This window comes from Stutzerimonas chloritidismutans, from assembly GCF_051486945.1.
Lineage (GTDB): Bacteria > Pseudomonadota > Gammaproteobacteria > Pseudomonadales > Pseudomonadaceae > Stutzerimonas > Stutzerimonas chloritidismutans_B.
Genome location: NZ_JAHVDX010000004.1, coordinates 398,591 through 419,115, shown reverse-complemented (window position 1 = coordinate 419,115; position 20,525 = coordinate 398,591). Strand labels below are relative to the sequence as shown.

Genomic DNA, 20,525 nt, shown 5'->3' with positions numbered 1-20,525 from the left:
GTGATGATGACGTGTCTCTGGCGCCGCTGACGCACGGCAGGCCCTCTGCTATCCTCGCCGCCATGACTCAGCCCCCCTTTCCCCTCGCAATGATCGCGGCCCTCGCGGAAAACCGCGTCATAGGCCTCGACAACAAGATGCCCTGGCATCTGCCCGCCGACCTCAAGCACTTCAAAGCTATGACACTCGGCAAGCCCATCATCATGGGCCGCAAGACCTGGGATTCGCTCGGCCGACCATTGCCGGGCCGGCTGAATCTGGTCGTCAGCCGCCAGCCGGGTTTGCAGCTCGAGGGCGCCGAGACTTTTCCTTCGCTGGACGCGGCGTTTGCACGCGCCGAGCAGTGGGCGCGGGAGCAGGGCGTGGACGAGGTGATGCTGATCGGTGGTGCCCAGCTCTATGCCCAGGCGTTAAATCGGGCGCGGCGCCTCTACCTGACGCGCATCGATGCCGCGCCTGACGGTGACGCCTTCTTTCCTGACTTTGACGAAACCCAGTGGCAGCGTGTCGACGACCAGGCACACCCGGCCGAGGGCGGCGCGCCCGCCTATCGTTTCGAGACCTGGCAGCGCGGTTGATCCCCTGCTGATCCGCCCGCATTGACCGGCGCCAAGTTCAGCATTGGCGTCAGGCGATAGGCTTGCCCGATTGCAGCCGACGAGAAATCCCCATGCCCCATCAGCAGCCTGATACCGCGCCGGCCGAAGCCGTTGCGCCCCTTTTCGTGCGCCATCCGCTCTGGGAGGACGCGCTTGCCCTCGTGCTTGGCACGGCCATGGTCGCGCTCGGCATCGCCTTCTATACGCATGCCGGGTTGCTTACCGGAGGCACCGTAGGGTTGGCCTTTCTGGCGAAATACATGGCCGGCTGGTCCTTTGGCCTGGCGTTTTTCCTGCTCAACGTGCCCTTCTATTTGCTGGCGATCTGGCGCATGGGCTGGCGCTTCACGTTGCGTACGATTTGTGCGGTCGGGCTGGTGTCGCTGCTGGCAGAGCTGACACCCGGCTGGATTCGCTTTGCCGATCTGAACATTTATTACGCCGCGCTGTTCGGCGGTTTCGCGATGGGTATCGGCCTGCTGATGCTGTTCCGTCACCGCGCGAGCCTCGGTGGGGTCAACATCCTTGCGCTGTTCTTGCAGGAGCGCTTCGGTCTGCGCGCCGGCACCATCCAGATGGGCATCGATGCGGCAATCGTGCTGGGCGTCGTGTTCGTCGTGCCGCTAGACAGGGTCGCGCTCTCAGTGCTGGGCGCAGTAGCGCTGAACCTCGTGCTGGCGATCAACCATCGCGCCGATCGCTACATGGGTGTCAGCTGAGACGGCCGGCTTGATCAACCCAGCGTGACCAGCTGCGCCCGTGGCTGGCCATCCTCGATGTCTAGCAGGGCCAGGCTGATCGGCAGCGAAAAGCGGCGTCGGCCGGCGCTGCCGGGATTGAGGTAGAGCACGCCGTCAACCTCCTCGATACGCGGCTGGTGCGAATGCCCCGCGATGACGACATCGACCTGGTCGGCAACCGGGTCCAGGTCCAGCGTCTTGAGATCGTGCAAGACATGAATGTGCAGCCCGCCGAGTTCGAGGTCGAGGCGCTCGGGAATGGCGGAGGCCCATTCGCCGCTATCAACATTGCCGCGAATGACCTCCAGTGGCGCCAGCGCCCGCAGGGCGTCAAGCACCTCAGGCTTACCGATATCGCCGGCGTGGATGATGCACGCGCAACCGTCGAGGATGGCCAGGGCTTCGGGCCGCACCAGGCCATGAGTGTCCGATATCACGCCGATTCGCATAGGGGCTCCTGTCATGGTTACTCGACTATAGGCAAGCAAGGCTTGGCCGCGGTTCGATCATGGGGCAGGCTTGCCCCTTTCGGCTGAACGGAGCGGGGCAATGGAACGGGTCGAGTGCATCGTCATCGGTGCCGGCGTGGTTGGCCTCGCCGTGGCGCGCGCCATGGCGCAGGCGGGGCGTGAGGTGATCATCCTCGAGGCGCTGGACGCCATTGGCACCGAGACGAGCGCGCGTAACAGCGAAGTCATCCATGCCGGCCTCTATTACCCCGCAGGTTCGCTGAAGGCGCGCCTGTGCGTGGCCGGGCGGGAAGCGCTCTATGCCTTCTGTGACAGCCACGGGGTGCCCTATCGGCGCTGCGGCAAGCTGATCGTTGCGACTGACGACAGCCAGCTCGAGGGTTTCGGCCGGCTCGAACAGCAGGCCCGTGCCAATGGCGTGCATGACCTGCAACGGCTCGACGCGGCCGCCCTGCACGCGCGCGAGCCGCAGCTCGCGGGCGTCGCCGCGTTGCTCTCACCCAGCACCGGCATTATCGACAGCCACGCCTTCATGCTGGCGCTGCTCGGCGATGCCGAAACGGCCGGTGCGATGCTTGCGGTGAATGCGCCGGTCGAAGGGCTGCGGATATCGGGCGACGGAATCGAGGTCACGGTCGGCGGCGCCGAGCCCATGCGGCTCATGGCGCGTGAGGTGATCAATTGTGCCGGGCACGGCGCGCCGCCGCTGGCCCAGGCCATACAGGGCGCGCCGGGTTTGGCCGTGCCGCCGCGCTATTTCGCCAAGGGCAGCTATTTCACGCTCAATGGCCGCGCGCCGTTCAGCCATCTGGTTTATCCGATGCCGGAACCCGGCGGGCTAGGTGTGCACCTGACGCTCGATCTCGGTGGCCAGGCGCGCTTTGGCCCGGATGTCGAATGGGTCGAGGGTCTCGACTACCGCCTCGACGCAGGGCGCGCCGAGGGATTCTATGCGGCGATCCGCCGTTACTGGCCAGCGTTGCCGGACGCCGCGTTGCAGCCTGCCTATACCGGTATCCGGCCGAAGATCAGTGGGCCCGGCGAGCCGGCCGCGGACTTTCGCATCGATGGACCGGCGCAGCATGGCGTACCCGGCCTGGTGAACCTGTTCGGCATCGAATCCCCGGGGCTGACTTCAGCATTGGCGATAGCCGGACACGTCCGCGATCAGCTGACGAACTGATCACGCCGCAACGCTGGTCGCGTTGCGGCTTACCGGCGCCCGGCGGCACACTGCTGCGCCGCCCCGTTTCGGACGGCGGGCCAGGGAGGAATGCATGCAAGCGTCGACTGACAATCGCCTGTTGGGAATCTACCTGCTGATCGGGCTCGCACAGGGCCTGGTGCTTTGGGGGGCGAGCGAGGCCTGGCCACAGGGCGCTGCCTGGCGCGCGCTCTGTTCGGCGCTGCTGGCGTTTGCAGTGATCGGCGGCTGGCTGGTGCAGTTGATGTGGGGCTCGCTGCGCGAGGCCGGGCGCACGCCGCACGTGTTGGCCGCAGCGTTGGTGCCGGCGGTACTGGCGGCGGCGCTTGCGGCACAATTCGACCAGCCGCGCTGGTACTACCTGGGCGAAACCAGCGCCACATTGTTGCTCTGGAGCAACCTGCTCCTGGCCTATGTGCTGGCGCCGTTCATCCAGGCGCGCGAAGCCGGGCAGCGTTGGCGCGTGGAATACGCCAGCCTCTACCAGCATGCGGTGAACAACGGCCTGATGCTCTTTATCGCCTGTCTCCTGCTGCTGGCGTTCTGGCTGCTGATCCTGCTCTGGGCGGGCTTGTTCAAGCTGGTCGGCATCGATGCTTTCGAGACGTTCTTCGAGTCGTCCGGCTTCGTCTGGATCGCCAGTGCCGGCGTCTTTGCCCTCGGCCTGTGGATTGGTCTGGAGCGGGGCCAGATGGTCGATGCGTTGCGCAACGGCGTGCAGGCGATGTGCCGGTTTCTGCTGCCAATGACGACACTCATCCTGTTGCTCTTCCTCCTGTTCTTACCGTTCACAGGGCTTGGGCCTTTGTGGGCAACGCGGCACGCGACGCCGATCTTGCTGACGCTGGCCTTCGCACACCTGTCGCTGCTCAACGGCGTGGTGCAGGACGGCCATCAAACCAGCCCCTATCCTCGCCCGCTGCGCCTGATGATCGAAGTCAGCGCGCTTGGCCTGCCGATCCTGACGGGCCTGGCCGCCTACGCACTCTGGCTGCGCATCGGCCAGTACGGACTGACTCCCGACCGTGTGTTGGCCGCGCTGTTCACCGCGCTTGCCGTGCTGCATGGGCTGGCTCTGGCCGTTGCGGTGGGGCGGCGCGGGGAGGGCTGGCTGGCCGGGCTGCGGCAGAGCAATCCGCCGCTGGCGCTACTGGCCGCGCTGTTGCTGATCGGGCTGCACGTCGCCGCGCTGAGCCCCTTGCAGCTCAGCGCGGCGAGCCAGCATGCCCGCCTGCTGGATAACGACGTGCCGCTCGAACGCACCGACCTGGGAGCCTTGCGCTTCAACTTGGGTGAGCCCGGCCGCAGTCACTTGGCGCAACTTCGTGACCAGCTCGCCATGCCAGGCCTTGAGCCGGCGCGGGTCGAGGCGCTGCAGGCCGAGCTGCAACGGCTCGACAAGGCGGACACCTACTGGGCATGGCGAAACGAACAAGAGGTCGCCCTGGCCCCGCCGATCAGCTGGATTGGCGAGGCGCTGGCCGACGAAGATGGGGCGCTTGCACGTACGCTCGCACCGCAGGGTTGCGCCGAAGAATGCCAGCTATTCGCCATCGACCTCGACGCTGACGGCCAAGCTGAAGCGGTACTGCTGCGCGGCGATCGACCCCGCATCTTTCCGGTGATACAGCGCAACGCCGCAGGCGATTGGCGCTGGATTGGCCAACTGCGGCTCGCGGGCAATCAGCCGCTGGACAGAGAGACCCTGGCGGAACGGCTGCGTGCCGGCGATGTAGACCGGATCGCACCGCGCTTCCCGGCCCTGCAGATCGACGATATGCGTCTGGAACCTTCGATGTCCGACTAGAACGAAAAAGCCCGACGCGAGGTCGGGCTTTTTTGTCAGCGAACCGGCCGATCAGCCGTCCAGCATCGCCTTGTTGCGCACTGCGCCCTTGTCGGCGCTGGTGGCGAGCAGGGCGTAGGCCTTGAGCGCAGTGGTTACCTTGCGCGTGCGCGGCTTCGCCGGCTTCCAGCCCAGCTTGTCCTGCTCGATGCGGCGGTGCGCCAGTTCCTCATCCGATACCAGCAGGTTGATGCTTCGGTTGGGGATATCGATCAGGACCTTGTCGCCGTCGCGAACCAGGCCGATGGCGCCGCCCGCGGCCGCTTCCGGCGAGGCGTGGCCGATCGACAGGCCGCTGGTGCCGCCGGAGAAGCGGCCATCGGTCAGCAGCGCGCAGGCTTTACCGAGACCTTTCGACTTCAGGTATGAGGTCGGGTAGAGCATTTCCTGCATGCCCGGGCCGCCTTTCGGGCCTTCGTAGCGGATGATGACGATGTCGCCTTCCTTCACCTCGTCGCCGAGGATGCCCTTGACGGCGGCGTCCTGGCTTTCGAAGACCTTGGCGCTGCCTTCGAAGACGTGAATCGACTCGTCCACGCCGGCCGTCTTCACCACGCAGCCATCCAGCGCGATGTTGCCGTAGAGCACGGCCAGGCCGCCCTCCTGCGAGTAGGCGTGCTCGACCGAGCGGATGCACCCATTGGTGCGGTCGTCATCGAGGGTGTCCCAGCGGGTCGACTGGCTGAAAGCGGTTTGCGAGGGAATGCCGGCAGGGCCAGCACGGAAGAAGGTATGAACCGCCTCGTCCCTTGTCTGGGTGATGTCCCACTGGGCGATGGCTTCTTCCATGCTGCGGCTGTGGACCGTTGGAACGTCCGTGTGCAACAGGCCGCCACGGGCCAGCTCGCCGAGGATGGAGAAGATGCCGCCGGCGCGGTGCACGTCTTCCATGTGGTACTTCTGGATGTTTGGCGCCACCTTGCACAGCTGCGGGACCTTGCGCGACAGCGCGTCGATGGCGCGCAGGTCGAAGTCCAGTTCGGCTTCTTGTGCCGCGGCGAGCAGGTGCAGGATGGTGTTGGTCGAGCCACCCATGGCGATGTCCAGCGTCATGGCGTTCTCGAACGCGCGGCGGTTGGCGACATTGCGCGGCAGCACCGATTCGTCGCCCTCGCCGTAATAGCGCTGGCACAGCTCGACGGCCAGGCGGCCGGCCCGCAGGAACAGCTGTTCGCGGTCGGCGTGGGTGGCGAGCGTCGAGCCGTTGCCCGGCAGGGCTAGTCCTAAGGCTTCGGTCAGGCAGTTCATCGAGTTGGCGGTGAACATGCCCGAGCAGCTGCCGCAGGTGGGGCAGGCGCTGCGCTCGTATTCGGCGACCTTCTCGTCACTGGCCGAGCTGTCGGCGGCGATGACCATGGCATCGACCAGGTCCAGGCCGTGGCTGGCGAGTTTGGTCTTGCCGGCTTCCATCGGGCCGCCGGAGACGAACACCACCGGGATGTTCAGGCGCAACGCGGCCATCAGCATGCCGGGGGTGATCTTGTCGCAGTTAGAGATGCAGACGATGGCGTCGGCGCAGTGAGCGTTGACCATGTATTCGACCGAGTCGGCGATGATTTCGCGCGAGGGCAGCGAATAGAGCATGCCGTCGTGGCCCATGGCGATGCCGTCGTCGACCGCGATGGTGTTGAACTCTTTCGCCACGCCGCCGGCCTTTTCAATCTCACGGGCGACCAGCTGGCCCAGGTCTTTGAGGTGCACGTGGCCGGGCACGAACTGGGTGAAGGAGTTGGCGATGGCGATGATCGGCTTCTTGAAGTCTTCGTCCTTCATGCCAGTGGCGCGCCACAGGGCACGGGCGCCGGCCATGTTGCGGCCGTGGGTGGAGGTTTTCGAGCGATAGTCAGGCATGACGGTTCCTGCGGCTAATCAACGGGTCGAATGGTGCTTAGGGTGAGCTGCGTGCAACGGAAGGTGACCGTGTGCGTGCGGACGGGCCGGGACGAGACGGGTAGGGCTCGTGCGGCCGGGGCTCACTGGCCCGCCGGGGGATGGTGGCGAGGAATGCGGCCGATTCTACGCGCGTTCCGGGCGGCGAGCCAAACGGCACGATTACCGGCACTCATCCTACGTTGAGTCAGGTGCATCAACACCGAAGCTGATCATCAATTATTCAGCCGGGGCGAAGCGCGGCCGTTCATCCGCCGCACGCGGGCTTTCAGTGGCGCACCGATTTTCGCTGGCTAGGGTTGATTCGGCCGACTGGCCATCCGCCCTTTGGATGGCAGGCGGGAAACAAAGGTGCAGTGCGTTCGACTCGCATGGCGAGCTGGCGCGACGTCCGTACACATGATGATTACAACAAGAGGAACATGCACATGCTGGACATCAAACTCTGCGGCATCGCCGTTGCGCTGGGCCTTGCAATTGGCGGGTCTTCCATCGCTGCTCCACTGCCTGACACCCCCGGCGCGCCATTTCCCAACGTGAGCAGTTTCGACCGCTCCGGTCCCTACGCGACGACGAGTCGCAGCGAAGGCCCGAATTGCCGCGTCTACCGTCCCAGCAACCTGGGACAGAACGGCGTCCGGCATCCGGTGATTCTGTGGGGTAACGGAACCGGGACCGGGCCGACTGCCTATTCAGGCCTGTTGTCGCATTGGGCCAGCCATGGCTTCGTGGTAGCGGCAGCTGAGACCTCCAACGCCGGCACCGGCCAAGACATGCTCGCCTGTCTCGACTATCTGGTGCAGGAGAGCAACCGTACCTTCGGCACTTATGTCGGCGTGCTCAACACCGGGCGGGTCGGGACGTCCGGTCATTCACAGGGCGGCGGGGGCTCGATCATGGCCGGTCAGGATGATCGTGTCAGCGCTACCGCGCCGATTCAGCCCTACACCATTGGCCTGGGCCACAATCCGGCGTCTCAGCGCAATCAGAAGGGGCCGATGTTCCTGATGTCGGGCGGAGGCGACACCATCGCGTTTCCATACCTGAATGCGCAGCCGGTCTACACGCGTGCCAACGTGCCGGTGTTCTGGGGTGAGCGGCGCTACGTCACGCACTTCGAGCCGGTCGGTGATGGCGGCGCTTACCGTGGGCCTTCCACGGCCTGGTTCCGCTATCAGCTGATGGATGATGAATCAGCCCGCAGCACCTTCTACGGACGGTTATGCGGGCTGTGCACCAGCCTTTTATGGACGGAGCAACGCAAGGGCATCGAGTAAGCGTTCTGACGAAATCCTCGCACGCGTCGGGTGCGAGGATTTCGCCTGCGATGGCGATCAGCTGTTCGGCAGGATGCGGCAGGTGAGGCTTTTGATGTAGCGCGTCTCCGGGATGGCCGGGTGAACGGGATGGTCTGGACCCTGCGCGCCGCGTTCGAGTAGCAGAATGTTGCGGTCCAGATGCCGCGCGCTACCAAGCAGGATGTTTTGCAGGTCGTCTTCGGGCAGGTGCATGGAGCAACTGGCGCTGACCAGGATGCCGTCCTTGTTCAACAAGCGCATGGCCTGCTCATTTAGGCGGCGATACGCCGCTTCGCCGTTCTTCAGATCCTTCTTGCGCTTGATGAAGGCGGGCGGGTCAGTAATGACCACGTCGAAGCGCTCTTCGGCGTTCTTCAGCTCCTTCATGGCCTCGAAGGCATCACCCTCGACGCAGGTCATTTTGTCTCCAACTCCGTTTAGTGCGGCGTTGCGCTCGACGCCATCCAGGGCGAAAGCGGAGGCGTCGACGCAGAATACTTCGCTAGCACCAAAGGCCGCCGCCTGTACGCCCCAGCCCCCGATATAGCTGAACAGGTCGAGCACGCGCTTGCCCTTGACGTAGGGTGCCAGGCGCGCTCGGTTCATGCGGTGGTCGTAGAACCAGCCGGTTTTCTGGCCTTGCAGCACAGGCGCTTCGAACTTCACGCCGTTCTCTTCCAGTGCCACCCATTCCGGGACGACGCCGAACGCGGTGTCGACGTAACGTTCCAGGCCCTCGGCGTCGCGGGCGCTCGAATCGTTCTTCCAGAGCACGCCGCGCGGCTTGAGCACTTGCACCAGGGCTTCGAGCACGGCGTCGCGGTTGCGCTCCATGGTCGCTGAGGCCAATTGCACCACCAGGTGGTCGTGGAAGCGGTCCACCACCAGGCCGGGCAGCAGATCGGAATCGCCATAGATCAGGCGGTAGCAGGGCTGGTCGAACAGTCGCTCACGAATCGATAGCGCGACCTGGATCCGGTGCACCAGCAGCGATTTGTCCAGGCTGTGCTTGAGATCGCGAGACAGCAGGCGCGCGCAGATCAGGTTGTTTGGCGACACCCCGACGATGCCCAGCGGCTTGCCACCGGCCGCTTCGAGAACGGCCTGGTCGCCAGGTTGGAAGCCGGCCAGCGGCGTGGCGGCGGTATCCACTTCGTTGCTGTAGACCCACAAGTGGCCGGCCCGCAGGCGACGGTCGGCATTGGCTTTGAGGCGCAGGCTGGGCAGGTTCATCGGGGCGGCTCCGGGAAAAGGGCGCGATTATAGGGGTAAAAGCCGATAAAAGCGCTGGAGGCTTGAGGCTGGGACGGGTAGGCGAAAGACAGGTTGCTGGGCGTGCGAGCAGTGCCCCCGCGCAGGCTTCAGGCTTTGGGCCTGCGCTCAGCCCATTTGTAGGAGCAGGCTCTGCCTGCGACCAGCGTAGCGAAAAAGCCGTGCCCGGCCGCAGAAAGCGCCTGCTCCCGTCCGGCGGACGTATCAGGCCGCCAATGCCTTGACCAGCGCTTCACTGAACGCGGGGATATCGTCCGGCTTGCGGCTGCTGATCAGATGCCCGTCGACCACCACCTGTTGGTCAATCCAATTGGCGCCAGCGTTCTTCAGGTCGTCGGTCAGCGATGGCCAGCTGGTCATCTTCTTGCCTTTGACCAGGTCGGCAGAAGCCAGCAGCCAGGCGCCGTGGCAGATGACCGCGATGGTCTTGTTCGCCCTGGCGGCGTCACGGACCAGCTCCTGCGCCATCTCGTCGGTGCGGATGGTGTCGGAATTGACCACACCGCCTGGAAGCAGCACAGCGTCATAGTCTTCCATGTGGATGATGTCGAAGGTCTTGTCGACATGGAACTTGCTGGCTGGCGTGGTGTGGTTCCAGCCGGTGACTTCGCCGTTGGATGACGAAATGATCTCGGCAACAGCGCCGGCCTTCTCCAGCGCTTCCTTGGGGCCGGTCAGCTCGACCTGCTCGAAGCCATCGGTGACCAGGATCGCTACGCGTTTGCCTTTAAGGGTATCGGCCATTTCGTTTTCTCCTCGTCGGATTGCAATTCGGTCTACTTGAAATCCGACAGTGAACTCAGCCAAAGTTCGCACTTCTTTCCTAGTGGCCTAGTGCTACTTGCCGGGCCGGGCCGAGCATGTCCATCGAACTTACCGACGAGCAGATCCGTAGCGTGCTGCAGGGGATCAGCGTACCTCCGCAGCCGCAGATCATGGTCGACCTGCAGATGGAGCAGGTCATGCCTGACCCCGACCTCCGTGCCATCGCTCGGCTGATCAGCCAGGATCCAGGGCTTTCCGGCGCGCTGCTCAAGACTGTCAATTCCCCGTTCTTTGGCCTGGCCAACCGTATCGCCTCGATCCAGCAGGCGGTCAATCTGCTCGGCTGCCATTCGGTGATCAACCTGATCAATGCGCAATCGATTCGTGGTGAGCTGACCGACGCGGCCATCGTGACCCTGAACCGTTTCTGGGATTCGGCGCAGGACGTGGCCAGTACCTGTCTGACACTGGCTAAGCGCATTGGCCACCCTTCGCCGGACGAGGCCTACACCCTGGGGCTGTTCCATAACTGCGGCATTCCGTTGATGCTCGAACGCTTTCCCGGCTACATGACGATCCTCGAGGAGGCGTACGCCAGCGTGGGGCCGGAGACGCGCATCACCGATGTGGAAAATCGCGTGCTGAACACCAACCATGCGGTGGTCGGTTACTTCGTGGCGCGCTCCTGGAAGCTGCCGCAGCATCTGTGCGAAGCCATCGCCAACCACCACAATGCGCTAGCCATGTTCCGCGACGAATGGGGCGATCCGCAGGTCCGGACGTTGCTGGCCATTCTGAAGATGGCCGAGCACATCTGCGCCACCCATCGCGTGCTTGGCGAGCAGGCGGACGATCACGAGTGGGAAACGATCGCTCAGCGCGTGCTCGAGTATGTGGGGCTTTCCGACTACGATTTCGAATGCCAGCGCGACAGCATCCGCGAGCTGGGCCTCAGCTGACCCGGGGCGGCGTGAGCTGCTAAGGTCGCCTTCCGTCTCCCGTTGATTCGCCCCATGCCTGAATTACCTGAAGTTGAAACTACCCGTCGCGGCATCGCCCCGCACCTGATCGGCCAGCGCGTCAGCCGTGTCCTCGTCCGGGAGCGGCGGCTGCGCTGGCCCATCCCCGACGATCTGGACGTGCGCCTGTCCGGGCAACGCATCGAGGCGGTCGAGCGGCGTGCCAAGTACCTGCTGATCAAGGCCGAGGTCGGTACCCTGATTGCGCATCTGGGCATGTCCGGCAGCTTGCGTCTGGTGCCGGCGGAGCTGCCGGCGGGCAAGCATGAGCATGTCGATATCGTGCTCGAATCGGGCATGGCGCTGCGCTACACCGACCCGCGCCGCTTCGGCGCGCTGCTGTGGAGCGATGATCCGCTGAGCCACGTGCTGCTCGCCAGCCTGGGCCCCGAGCCGCTGGATGACGCCTTCGACGGTGATCGGCTCTACATGCTATCGCGTGGGCGCAGCATGGCGATCAAGCCGTTCATCATGGACAACGCCGTGGTCGTGGGTGTCGGTAACATCTATGCCAGCGAAGCGTTGTTCGCGGCGGGAATCGACCCCCGGCGCGCCGCGGGCGCAGTTTCCCGGGCGCGATATTTGAAGCTGGCCGTCGAGATCAAACGCATCCTGGCCTACGCCATCGAGCGCGGCGGCACCACGCTACGCGACTTCGTCGGTGGGGATGGCAAGCCTGGCTACTTCCAGCAGGAGCTATACGTCTATGGGCGCGGCGGCGATTTCTGCAAAACGTGTGGCTCAACCCTGCGTGAAGTGCGCCTGGGCCAGCGCGCCAGTGTCTACTGTGGCCGCTGCCAGCGATGAATTCGGCGCGGCTGCACAGGCATTGACGGCGTTCACGATCAATCACCCGTGGCCGCTGCTATAGTGGACCGCCACTACAATCATCTGCCTCGTTTCGCCCAGCTGAAGGACCACACCATGAATCTGTTTCGCTCCACTGCTGTTGTCTTGGCCCTGACCACCGGCCTGCTGGCAATGCCGGCCCAGGCGCAATCGACGCAGCAGAACGCCAGTGGCGATCCCCTGTACACCGTCGAGGCACCCAAGGCCTTTTCCATTGTTGGTGACTTGCTAATCGCGCGCCCGTTGCTGATTGCCGCTACCGCGATCGGCGCCGGCCTGTTCGTCGTCAGCCTGCCGTTCAGCGCGATGGGCGGTGGCATTAAGGAAACTGGCAAGGCGCTGGTGGTTGAACCCGGCGCTGCGGCATTCGCGCGTTGCCTGGGTTGCACTCGCGTCGGCTACAACCGCCAGGACTGATTGCTACGCCCAATGTCGGTCATCTGCCGGCTTGGCGTTCAAACGGCTCCGCCGCCTCGTGCGTGCGGAGCCGTTTCGTTTTTGGCGCCGGGGTATGGAACGGGCGAGGGCCGCTGCGGAAGTAAAGCCATCGTGAAGAAGTTCTGGGCAGGCGAAGTGATCACGCCTTGCCGGTGATGATGAGGTACTTCTGCATCAGCTCGTCCTTGCTCTCGACGTTGCTCTCGTCGAGCGGAATGCAATCCACCGGGCAGACTTGCTGGCACTGGGGTTCGTCGTAGTGGCCGACGCATTCGGTGCAGAGGTTGGGATCGATGACGTAGATTTCCTCGCCCTGGGAAATCGCGCTGTTCGGGCACTCCGGCTCGCACACGTCGCAATTGATGCAGTCATCGGTGATTATCAGGGACATCCAGCAAACTCCAGCTGCGGCGCGGGCCGTAGCGCAGGTAAGAACAGGCCGCCAATTTTGCCGCATTGGCTCGCCCGGTGCACGCGGCCGATCATCCCTCGACCGCGCGCCGCGTTTCAGCGCGAGGCGTAGCGTTCTGACAGGGCTTTCATCACCGAGGGGTGGACAAACTTGCTGACGTCGCCACCCAGCCGCGCAATTTCGCGGACCAGCGTCGAGGAGATGTAGGAGAACTTCTCCGAGGGCGTCAGGAACAGGCTTTCGACGTCCGGCACCAGCTGGCGATTCATGTTGGCCAACTGGAACTCATATTCGAAATCGGACACTGCACGAAGGCCGCGCAGCAGGACGTTGGCCTGCTGCTCGACGACGAAGTGCGCCAGCAGCTTGGCGAAGCCCAGCACCTGGACGTTCGGCAGGTGGGCTGTCACCTCCTTGGCCAGCGCGACGCGTTGTTCAAGTGGGAACAGTGGATTCTTGTTGGGGCTGGCCGCAACGGCAATGATCACCTCGTCGAACAAGCGCGAGGCGCGCTCGACCAGGTCGGTATGGCCCATGGTGATCGGGTCGAAAGTGCCCGGATACAACACTCGATTCATCGCGGCGTCCTGACGCATGCGTGGGGGGTGGATGGTAGCGGCTGGGTGTCGGCAGCGTAAAGTATCAATGCGGATGCCGGCTCGTTGTCGGCATGATGGCGCTGTTCATGCTCATTTCAACCGTTAGAGGGCTTGACGGGCTGCGGAGTCCCCGTCGACCTACCGCGCCGTTCGCACAGCGGCCAGCCCTCATCGTACGAACAACCGTGTAATCAGGCGCTGCAGTGGTCGGCCGTAGGGTGGGTAGATCAGCCGGGTCGAGTTCAGTCGCGGCCTGGCGAATACGCCCTTCGCCTTGCTGAAGGTCAGAAAGCCTTCCCGACCATGGTAGTGCCCCATGCCGGACGGGCCGATGCCGCCGAATGGCAGGTCGTCTTGCGCAACGTGCAGCAGGGTGTCGTTGAGACAGACGCCGCCGGCGTGGGTTTCGTGCAGCACACGCCGCTGCTCGGCCTTGCCATAGCCGAAGTAATACAGCGCCAGCGGCCGAGCCCGAGCGTTGACGTAGGCGAGCGCTTCGTCGAGGCCGTCGTAAGGCACTACCGGCAACAACGGGCCGAAAATCTCGTCCTGCATGAGCGTCATCTGGTCATTCACGTCCAGTACCAGGCAAGGCGGCATGCGCCGGCCATGGCCTTCGTCATGCAGCGGCAGTATGCGCGCGCCATGGGCCCGTGCGTCGTCGAGGTAGGCCTGCAGGCGATCGGCATGGTGCTGGTTGACGATGCTGGTGTAGTCAGGATTGTCGACCAGCGAGGGGTAGAGGTGGCGCACCGCCTGGCGGTACGCCTCGATGAAGGGGGCTAGGCGTTGACGCGGTACCAATACGTAATCAGGCGCGACGCACGTCTGCCCCGCATTGAGCATCTTGCCGAAGGCGATGCGCTCGGCGGCCTGCTCCAAGGGCACGTCAGCCGAGACGATGGCCGGCGACTTGCCGCCGAGCTCAAGGGTTACGGGGGTGAGATTGTCCGCTGCAGCGCGCATCACCTGCCGACCAACGCGGGTGCTACCGGTGAACAGCAGGTGATCGAATGGCAGCCGTGAGAATGCGATAGCGACATCCGCCTCGCCGAGCACCACAGCGACCTGATCCTCGGCAAAGATTTGCCCCAGCAAGCCCTTCAATAGCATGCCGGTGACAGGCGTGGCTTCGCTCATCTTGAGCATGATCCGGTTGCCCGCCGCCAGCGCGCCGATCATGGGACCGATCGCGAGGTACAGCGGATAGTTCCACGGCACGATGATCCCGACGATGCCAAGCGGCTGGTAGATCACCCGGGCGCTGGCCGGCTGGAAGGCCAGGCCGACGCGGCGGCGCGAGGGTTTCATCCAGCGTCGGAGATGGCGCTGCGCATGCCGGATGCCGTGCAGGCTGGGCATGATCTCGGCCAGTCGGGTCTCGTCCGCGTTGCGATGTCCGAAATCTTGGCTGATTGCCTCGACGATCGCCTGCTGATGCGTGGCGAGCAGGTCGTGCAGCGCTTCGAGCCACTGCAGGCGCGTCTCGCTGCTCGGGTGCGGGTCGGCGGCGAACGCCTTGCGCTGGCGCTCCAGAATTGCGGGCAGCCGCTCGATGACGAGATGCGTCTGGTCCAGGTAGGAAATCTCAGCGAGCACGGGACGAGCTCCGGGGTGGGGTCGAATCTGTTTAGAGTGATTACTCTATTCTGTCAATCGAGCTGGGCTGGATGCCGCTTCCGGGTTACCGTTGCGCCTCGTTTCCGCTCCGTCACGAATGCCCCCGATGTCGCCCAGACCCGATACCCGCGAACGCATCCTGAATGCCGCGCTCGAGCTGTTCAACCAGCAAGGCGTGCCGGCCGTCACCACCAACCACATCGCGGCGTACCTGCAAATATCGCCCGGCAATCTGTATTACCACTTCCGCAACAAGCGGATGATCGTCGCCGATCTGTTCGACCGCTATGAAGCGGCCGTGGCTGGCTTCCTGCAGTTGCCTGCGGACCGCGAGGTGACGCTGGATGACAAGGCCGACTATCTGGAAGCGCTGCTGGGCTCGATCTGGGAGTACCGCTTCGTGCAACGCAACCTCGAACAGCTGCTCGACGACGACCCGTTGCTGGCCGAGCGCTACCGCCAGTTCATCGACCGCCATCTGAAGGCCGCCCGGACCATCTATCAAGGCTTTGCCGATGCCGGCCTGCTGCGGATGGACGCTACTCAGGTCGAGGACATTGCGCTCAACGCCTGGATCGTCATCACTTCATGGGTGCGCTTCCTGTACACCGCTGGCGTTCGCTCGGAACGGCTGAGCGAGGCCTTGCTGCGCCGCGGCGTTTACCAAGTACTGGCGCTGGAGGAAGGCTTCATTACCGAGCCGGCGCGGGCGGGATATATCGCACTCTGTAGGCGCTTCCGCGTGCCGCTCGACGCGCCCCTCGGTTGATCTGCAGCACCGTTCAGCGAGATCCCAGCCACTGCGGAATACGCCGCTCCAGGTAGTAGCCGGGTTTGAGTGGAGAGCCCTCGACAAAGCCAACGTGGCCGCCGCTAGGGTGCAGTTCCAGGGTGGTGGTTGACGACAATTCGCCCGGCTCGGGCAGGCTGTGGCGGAACACGAAGGGGTCGTCCTCGGCCTGGATCAGCAGCGTCGGGACGCGGATGTCTGGCAGGAAATAACGGCTCGATGCGCGGCGGTAATAGTCCTGGGCGTCGGTGTAACCGTGCAATGGCGCGGTGAAGCGGCCGTCAAAATCCCAGAAGGTACGCATGCCATCCAGCGAGCCCAGGCGCTGCAGTGCGCCGAGGTGTTCAGTCAGGCCTTCGTGCTGGAAGCGCTGTTGCTTGTCCCTGACGTAGGCAACCATCGCTTTCATGAAATGCGCCTGGTAGACCCGCGAAAAGCCAAGGCCGATGCGGTCGGCACACTGGTCCAGGCGAAAGGGGACGGAGACCGCTACCGCCTTTTGCACCGGTGCCGCGGCGCCCGTCTCGCCCAGGTACTTCAGTAGAACGTTGCCGCCCAGCGAGTAGCCCACGGCATGCAGCGGTGCGAGCGGGCGTGCGGCCTGCAGGTGCGCGATGACTTCGGCCAGATCGTCGCTGGCGCCGGAGTGATAGGCGCGCGGCAGCAGGTTCGGTTCGCCTGAGCAGCCGCGCCAATTGATCGCGACGCTGCTCCAGCCCTGATGCGCTAAACGGTCCTGTAGCCCGACGACATAGTGCGAGTTCGATGACCCGGTCAGCCCGTGAAGGACCAGCACCAGCGGCGTGGTCACATCGTGCGGACCGTGCCAGTCGAGATCGATGAAGTCGCCATCCGAGAGCCAGAGCCGCTCGCGGCGCCGCGCCAGCGCTGGGGTGCGCCGGAAGAAGGGGTTCCACAGGGTTTGTAAGTGGCCACCCGGTAGCCAGGGAGATGGCCGGAAAGCCTGCTCGACCGAGGCGGTGACAGTGTCAGGCATGGACACGTTCGGCCCGTCCGTTGGCGCGCGTGCCGGGCCCGATCAGGCCTGGCCGCTGCGCTCCCACAATGCGTAGTGCACCTGGCCGGCCGTCTTTTCCCGGTGCAGGCGCCAGTTACCGGGCAGGCCGAGACTCGAAGGTTGCGCTTCGCTCTCCGTATAGATCCACGCATGCTTCGCCAGCCAGCCCTTGGCCTCCAATAGCTCGCAGGCAGGCAGCAGGAGGTTCTTGCTGAATGGTGGGTCGAGAAAGATCAGGTCGAAGGGGGTCGGCGCTTGGGTATCCAAGTAGCGCAGGGCGTCGCTTTGCATCAGCTGGCCGTGGCCACACTTGAGGGTATCGAGGTGCTTGCGCAGGGCAGCGATAGCATTGGCGTTGAGGTCAAGCGCCAGGGCCATGCTGGCGCCGCGTGACAACGCTTCGAGGTACAGCGCACCGCTGCCGGTAAAGGGGTCGAGCACACGCGCGCCGGACAGGTAGGGCGCCAGCCAGTTGAACAGCGTTTCACGCACCCGGTCGGGAGTGGGGCGTAGCCCCTCGGCATCGGGGAAGGCAAAGCGGCGGCTGCGCCACTCGCCGCCGATGATGCGCAGTTGCCCTTGGCCGCCATGGGCGGCGGGGCGGGCGGAAGGTCTGGTCATCAATGCTCCGGAACGCCGCTGGGTTGTTCGATGGGTGTATCGCTGGGCGGCGGCAGGGGCTTCTGCTCGACCTTGGGTCCGGCGGTCACGATGACGAAGCCGCCGGCTTCGAGGTGCTTGTTCATCGCCGTCTTCACCTGCTCGACTGATAGCCCCTGGACCTGTTGCATGAAATCTTCGAGATAGGTCAGCGGCAAGTTGTAGAACCCAATGCTGCCCAACTGGCCGACGATGTCGCTGTTGCTCGCGGTGGACAGCGGGAAGCTACCGGCGATCTCGCGCTTGCTGCGCTCGAGCTCCGCTTCGGTAGGGCCTTTCTCGAGGAATTCGGCGACCAGGCGCTGGACCAGCTCCAGCGTCGCCTCGGACAGCTCCGCGCGGGTCTGCAAGTTGATCATGAAGGGGCCAACAGCCTGCATCGGGCTGAAGCCCGAATACACGCCATAGGTCAGGCCGCGTTTTTCGCGCACTTCTTCCATCAGGCGCGTGCCGAAGCCGCCGCCACCGAGTATCTGGTTGCCCAAGTAGAGCGCGGCGTAGTCCGGATCGCCTCGCGCGACGCCCAGCTGCGCGAGCATCAGGTGAGTCTGGTTTGACGGGAAATCGATGTGCTCATGCACGGCCTGGGGGGCATCGGGCGTTGGTGGCGCTGGCAGCGACGGCCCATTTGGCAGGGCCGCGGAAACCGTGTTAGCGATTGCCTCGGCCTCGTCTCGACTGAGATCGCCCACCAGGGCGATCACCACATTGCCGGCGGCGTAGGCCTTGGCATGGAAGGCGCGCAACTGGTCGGCCGTGATGCCTGGGATCGACTCGGCGTTGCCTTCGCTAGCATGTGCGTAGGGGTGCTGCTGGTAGAGCTGCTTGAAGAGCTCGAGGCTGGCGAGCTTGCCCGGGTTCTGCTTCTGGAATTCGAAGCCGGCCATGACCTGGTTCTTGATCCGCTGCAGCGAGCCTTCCGGGAACGTCGGCTGGCCGACCACCTGGCTGAACAGCTGCAGCGCCGGCTCTCGCTTGTCCGCCGCGCTAAGGCTACGCAGGCTGGCAATCGCCATGTCGCGGTAGGAGCCGTTGCCGAATTCGGCACCCAGCCCCTCGAACCCCGAGGCGATCGCGGTGACGTCACGCCCCTCGATGCCTTCGTTGAGCATGGCATTAGTCAGCATGGCCAGCCCCGGGACGCCGCCGTCCTGGCTGCTGCCGGCGGCAAAGGTCAGGCGCAGGTCGAACATCGGCAGTTCGTGGGCCTCGACGAAGAGCACCCGTGCGCCGCCCTCGGTCTGCCAGCTCTGAATGTCCAGTGTGCGGCGGGCGAGCGGCTTGTCGCCCAGTTCGTCGAGCGACTGGATGCGCTGTTGCTCCGCTTCGGCTTCGCGGGCGATGGCCTGGCCGGACTCGGCCGGCGTGGCAACTGTCTGCGTGGCTGGCACCGGCAGGTTGGCGGCGGTCTCGCTGGCGTGCTCGTTGCAGCCTGTCAACAGGCCAGTGGCCAGCGCCAGGGCGAACAGGCCGCGACGCAACGGGGTGCGATCACTCATCGCGGGTCTCCTCGGGCAGCACATGGGCGACGCTCATGCGCGAGCGGGTGAAATAGGTGCGGGCGGCCTGCTGGATGTCTTCCGGGGTCACGGCTTCCAGCGCAGCGAGCTCGTCATCCATCAGCCGCCACGATAGGCCCACCGTCTCCAATTGGCCGATAGTTGTGGCTTGCTGGGTGATGGAGTCGCGCTCGTAAACCAGGCCAGCAATGACCTGTGCTCGGACCCGTTCGAGCTCTTCTGCCGAAGGCGCACTCTGCTTGAGCGCCTCGAGCTGCCGCCATATGCCGGCTTCGACCTCTTCGAGGGTGCGGCCCTTCTGCACGTTAGGCGAGGCGCTGACGATGAACAGGCTGTCGCCGCGGGGGTAGGCGTTGTACCAGGCCGAGGCGCTGGTCACCAGTTCTTCGCCGCGCTCCAGCTGCTCGGGCAGGCGTGCGCTGTAGCCGCCATCGAGCAAGGCGCTGATCAGGCGCAGGGCATGTATCTGACGGGGGTTTTCGTCAGCCGTCGCCAGGCCGGGCACGTTGAAGGCCATGATCAGACTTGGTAGCTGCGTCTTGACGTGAAGGGTGAGGCGGCGTTCGCCGGGCTCGTCAAGCTCCAGCGGCCGCTTGGCGCTGGGCAGAGGGCGTTGTTCGATTGGCCCGAAATAACGTTCGGCCAGGTTGCGGATTTCCTCTGGCGTGACATCCCCGACTACCACCAGCGTGGCGTTGTTGGGCGCGTACCAGGTTTGGTACCAGCCGCGCAGTTCCTCGACTGTCATGCGCTGCAGGTCGGCCATCCAGCCAATGGTCGGGTTGTGGTAACCACTGGCGGGGTAGGCCATGGCCTTGAAGCGCTCGTAGGCCAGTGCGCTGGGCTTGTCATCCGTGCGCAGGCGGCGTTCTTCCTTGATCACCTCGATTTCGCGGGCGAACTCATCGGCCGGCAGTTTCAGGCTGGCCAGGCGGTCAGCCTCGAGCTCGAAGGCAACAGCCAGGCGGTCGCGCGCCAAGACCTGGTAGTAGGCGGTGTAGTCGTCGCTGGTAAAAGCGTTTTCCTCAGCGCCGAGCTCGCGCAGGATGCGCGAGGCCTCACCCGCGCCAAGTTTGCGGCTGCCCTTGAACATCATGTGCTCAAGGGCGTGCGAGAGGCCGGTTTGGCCGGGAGACTCGTAGCTCGAACCCACCTTGTACCAGAGCTGCGACACTACAACCGGTGCGCGGTGGTCTTCGCGCACGATCACCTTCAGGCCGTTGTCGAGGAAGAATTCGTGGGTGGGCTGGCCATCGGCGGCGATGACCAGCGGCAAGTACAGGGCGCCTAACAACGTCAGGGCGGCGCGGCGTAGCGTCAAGGGCATAGTCGGGGCTCGTTGGAAGGTCGGATCCGCCGGTGGCACGGCAGGCTGTCACGTCGGGCATGTTAATGGTGCGCTGATGCCAGGGCAAAGGCGGCAGCCTGGCGTAGGGCCACGCTTAGCGCAGGGGATTATGCAGTGCTAGGATAGCGCCCGTCCGGCCGGTGGCGTGGCCGCCGGCGTTTGCCCTCT

General features: G+C 64.6%; 20 protein-coding genes. 9 read left to right on the top strand and 11 right to left on the bottom strand.

Annotated elements, in window-relative coordinates:
- Nucleotides 1-62: 62 nt before the first annotated feature.
- Nucleotides 63-578, top strand: coding sequence for a dihydrofolate reductase (locus tag KXR72_RS17340; protein WP_437422337.1), 516 nt, complete (start codon nt 63-65; stop codon nt 576-578).
- Between the two features lie 92 nt (nt 579-670).
- A complete protein-coding gene (locus KXR72_RS17335; protein WP_437422336.1) occupies nt 671-1,318 on the top strand; it encodes a YitT family protein in 648 nt (215 codons plus the stop codon).
- 14 nt (nt 1,319-1,332) lie between these two features.
- Here the strand turns inward: KXR72_RS17335 and KXR72_RS17330 are convergent, their stop codons facing one another.
- Complete coding sequence (locus KXR72_RS17330; RefSeq protein WP_437422335.1) at nt 1,333-1,788, bottom strand: metallophosphoesterase family protein; 456 nt, start codon at nt 1,786-1,788, stop codon at nt 1,333-1,335.
- A gap of 100 nt (nt 1,789-1,888) precedes the next feature.
- Between KXR72_RS17330 and KXR72_RS17325 the strand changes: the two genes are divergently transcribed.
- Together KXR72_RS17325 and KXR72_RS17320 are read left to right on the top strand one after the other, a co-directional pair.
- Nucleotides 1,889-2,992, top strand: a complete 1,104-nt coding sequence (locus KXR72_RS17325; RefSeq protein WP_437422334.1) for an NAD(P)/FAD-dependent oxidoreductase — start codon at nt 1,889-1,891, stop codon at nt 2,990-2,992.
- A gap of 94 nt (nt 2,993-3,086) precedes the next feature.
- Entirely contained in the window at nt 3,087-4,820 is a 1,734-nt protein-coding gene (locus KXR72_RS17320; protein WP_437422333.1) for a DUF4153 domain-containing protein, read from the top strand.
- A gap of 51 nt (nt 4,821-4,871) precedes the next feature.
- On the opposite strand, the gene ilvD is transcribed toward KXR72_RS17320, so the two are convergent.
- Nucleotides 4,872-6,710 (bottom strand): dihydroxy-acid dehydratase, encoded by a 1,839-nt coding sequence (ilvD, locus tag KXR72_RS17315; protein ID WP_437422332.1) that lies wholly within the window; start codon nt 6,708-6,710, stop codon nt 4,872-4,874.
- A gap of 467 nt (nt 6,711-7,177) precedes the next feature.
- Here ilvD and KXR72_RS17310 point away from each other — a divergent pair, with 467 nt between their 5' ends.
- Nucleotides 7,178-8,026: a poly(ethylene terephthalate) hydrolase family protein gene (locus KXR72_RS17310; RefSeq protein WP_437422331.1), complete on the top strand. Its 849-nt coding sequence runs from the start codon at nt 7,178-7,180 to the stop codon at nt 8,024-8,026.
- Nucleotides 8,027-8,083: 57 nt separating this feature from the next.
- Here the strand turns inward: KXR72_RS17310 and KXR72_RS17305 are convergent, their stop codons facing one another.
- Both KXR72_RS17305 and KXR72_RS17300 read right to left on the bottom strand, forming a co-directional pair.
- Nucleotides 8,084-9,280, bottom strand: coding sequence for a class I SAM-dependent rRNA methyltransferase (locus KXR72_RS17305; RefSeq protein ID WP_437422330.1), 1,197 nt, complete (start codon nt 9,278-9,280; stop codon nt 8,084-8,086).
- A gap of 243 nt (nt 9,281-9,523) precedes the next feature.
- Nucleotides 9,524-10,063: a type 1 glutamine amidotransferase domain-containing protein gene (locus KXR72_RS17300; RefSeq protein WP_437422329.1), complete on the bottom strand. Its 540-nt coding sequence runs from the start codon at nt 10,061-10,063 to the stop codon at nt 9,524-9,526.
- A 116-nt stretch (nt 10,064-10,179) separates the two neighbouring features.
- Between KXR72_RS17300 and KXR72_RS17295 the strand changes: the two genes are divergently transcribed.
- The 3 genes from KXR72_RS17295 to KXR72_RS17285 all read left to right on the top strand — a co-directional run bounded on the left by KXR72_RS17295 (nt 10,180) and on the right by KXR72_RS17285 (nt 12,369).
- Complete coding sequence (locus KXR72_RS17295; RefSeq protein ID WP_437422328.1) at nt 10,180-11,043, top strand: HDOD domain-containing protein; 864 nt, start codon at nt 10,180-10,182, stop codon at nt 11,041-11,043.
- A gap of 54 nt (nt 11,044-11,097) precedes the next feature.
- Nucleotides 11,098-11,910 (top strand): bifunctional DNA-formamidopyrimidine glycosylase/DNA-(apurinic or apyrimidinic site) lyase, encoded by an 813-nt coding sequence (gene mutM, locus KXR72_RS17290; protein WP_437422327.1) that lies wholly within the window; start codon nt 11,098-11,100, stop codon nt 11,908-11,910.
- A 117-nt stretch (nt 11,911-12,027) separates the two neighbouring features.
- Entirely contained in the window at nt 12,028-12,369 is a 342-nt protein-coding gene (locus KXR72_RS17285) for a multidrug transporter (RefSeq protein WP_437422326.1), read from the top strand.
- 160 nt (nt 12,370-12,529) lie between these two features.
- On the opposite strand, the gene KXR72_RS17280 is transcribed toward KXR72_RS17285, so the two are convergent.
- The 3 genes from KXR72_RS17280 to KXR72_RS17270 form a co-directional block, all read right to left on the bottom strand.
- A complete protein-coding gene (locus KXR72_RS17280) occupies nt 12,530-12,781 on the bottom strand; it encodes a YfhL family 4Fe-4S dicluster ferredoxin (protein WP_025243441.1) in 252 nt (83 codons plus the stop codon).
- A gap of 116 nt (nt 12,782-12,897) precedes the next feature.
- A complete protein-coding gene (coaD, locus tag KXR72_RS17275) occupies nt 12,898-13,380 on the bottom strand; it encodes a pantetheine-phosphate adenylyltransferase (protein ID WP_437422325.1) in 483 nt (160 codons plus the stop codon).
- Between the two features lie 189 nt (nt 13,381-13,569).
- Nucleotides 13,570-15,000, bottom strand: coding sequence for a coniferyl aldehyde dehydrogenase (locus tag KXR72_RS17270; protein ID WP_437422324.1), 1,431 nt, complete (start codon nt 14,998-15,000; stop codon nt 13,570-13,572).
- A gap of 127 nt (nt 15,001-15,127) precedes the next feature.
- On the opposite strand from KXR72_RS17270, the gene KXR72_RS17265 reads away from it, so the two are divergent.
- Nucleotides 15,128-15,790 carry a TetR/AcrR family transcriptional regulator gene (locus KXR72_RS17265; RefSeq protein WP_437422323.1) on the top strand — a complete coding sequence of 221 codons (663 nt, stop codon included), beginning with the start codon at nt 15,128-15,130 and terminating at the stop codon, nt 15,788-15,790.
- Nucleotides 15,791-15,803: 13 nt separating this feature from the next.
- Here KXR72_RS17265 and KXR72_RS17260 read toward each other — a convergent pair whose 3' ends face one another.
- The 4 genes from KXR72_RS17260 to KXR72_RS17245 are packed head-to-tail and all read right to left on the bottom strand — an operon-like array spanning nt 15,804 to nt 20,336.
- The gene (locus KXR72_RS17260; protein WP_437422322.1) at nt 15,804-16,808 is read right to left on the bottom strand and encodes a hydrolase; all 1,005 of its coding nucleotides are present in this window, start codon (nt 16,806-16,808) and stop codon (nt 15,804-15,806) included.
- A 42-nt stretch (nt 16,809-16,850) separates the two neighbouring features.
- Entirely contained in the window at nt 16,851-17,450 is a 600-nt protein-coding gene (gene rsmD, locus KXR72_RS17255) for a 16S rRNA (guanine(966)-N(2))-methyltransferase RsmD (protein ID WP_437422321.1), read from the bottom strand.
- A complete protein-coding gene (locus KXR72_RS17250; protein WP_437422320.1) occupies nt 17,450-18,988 on the bottom strand; it encodes a M16 family metallopeptidase in 1,539 nt (512 codons plus the stop codon). The genes rsmD and KXR72_RS17250 overlap by 1 nt, the downstream gene beginning before the upstream one ends.
- Nucleotides 18,981-20,336, bottom strand: a complete 1,356-nt coding sequence (locus KXR72_RS17245) for a M16 family metallopeptidase (RefSeq protein WP_437422319.1) — start codon at nt 20,334-20,336, stop codon at nt 18,981-18,983. Before KXR72_RS17245 ends, KXR72_RS17250 begins: the two co-directional genes overlap by 8 nt.
- Nucleotides 20,337-20,525: the final 189 nt, after the last annotated feature.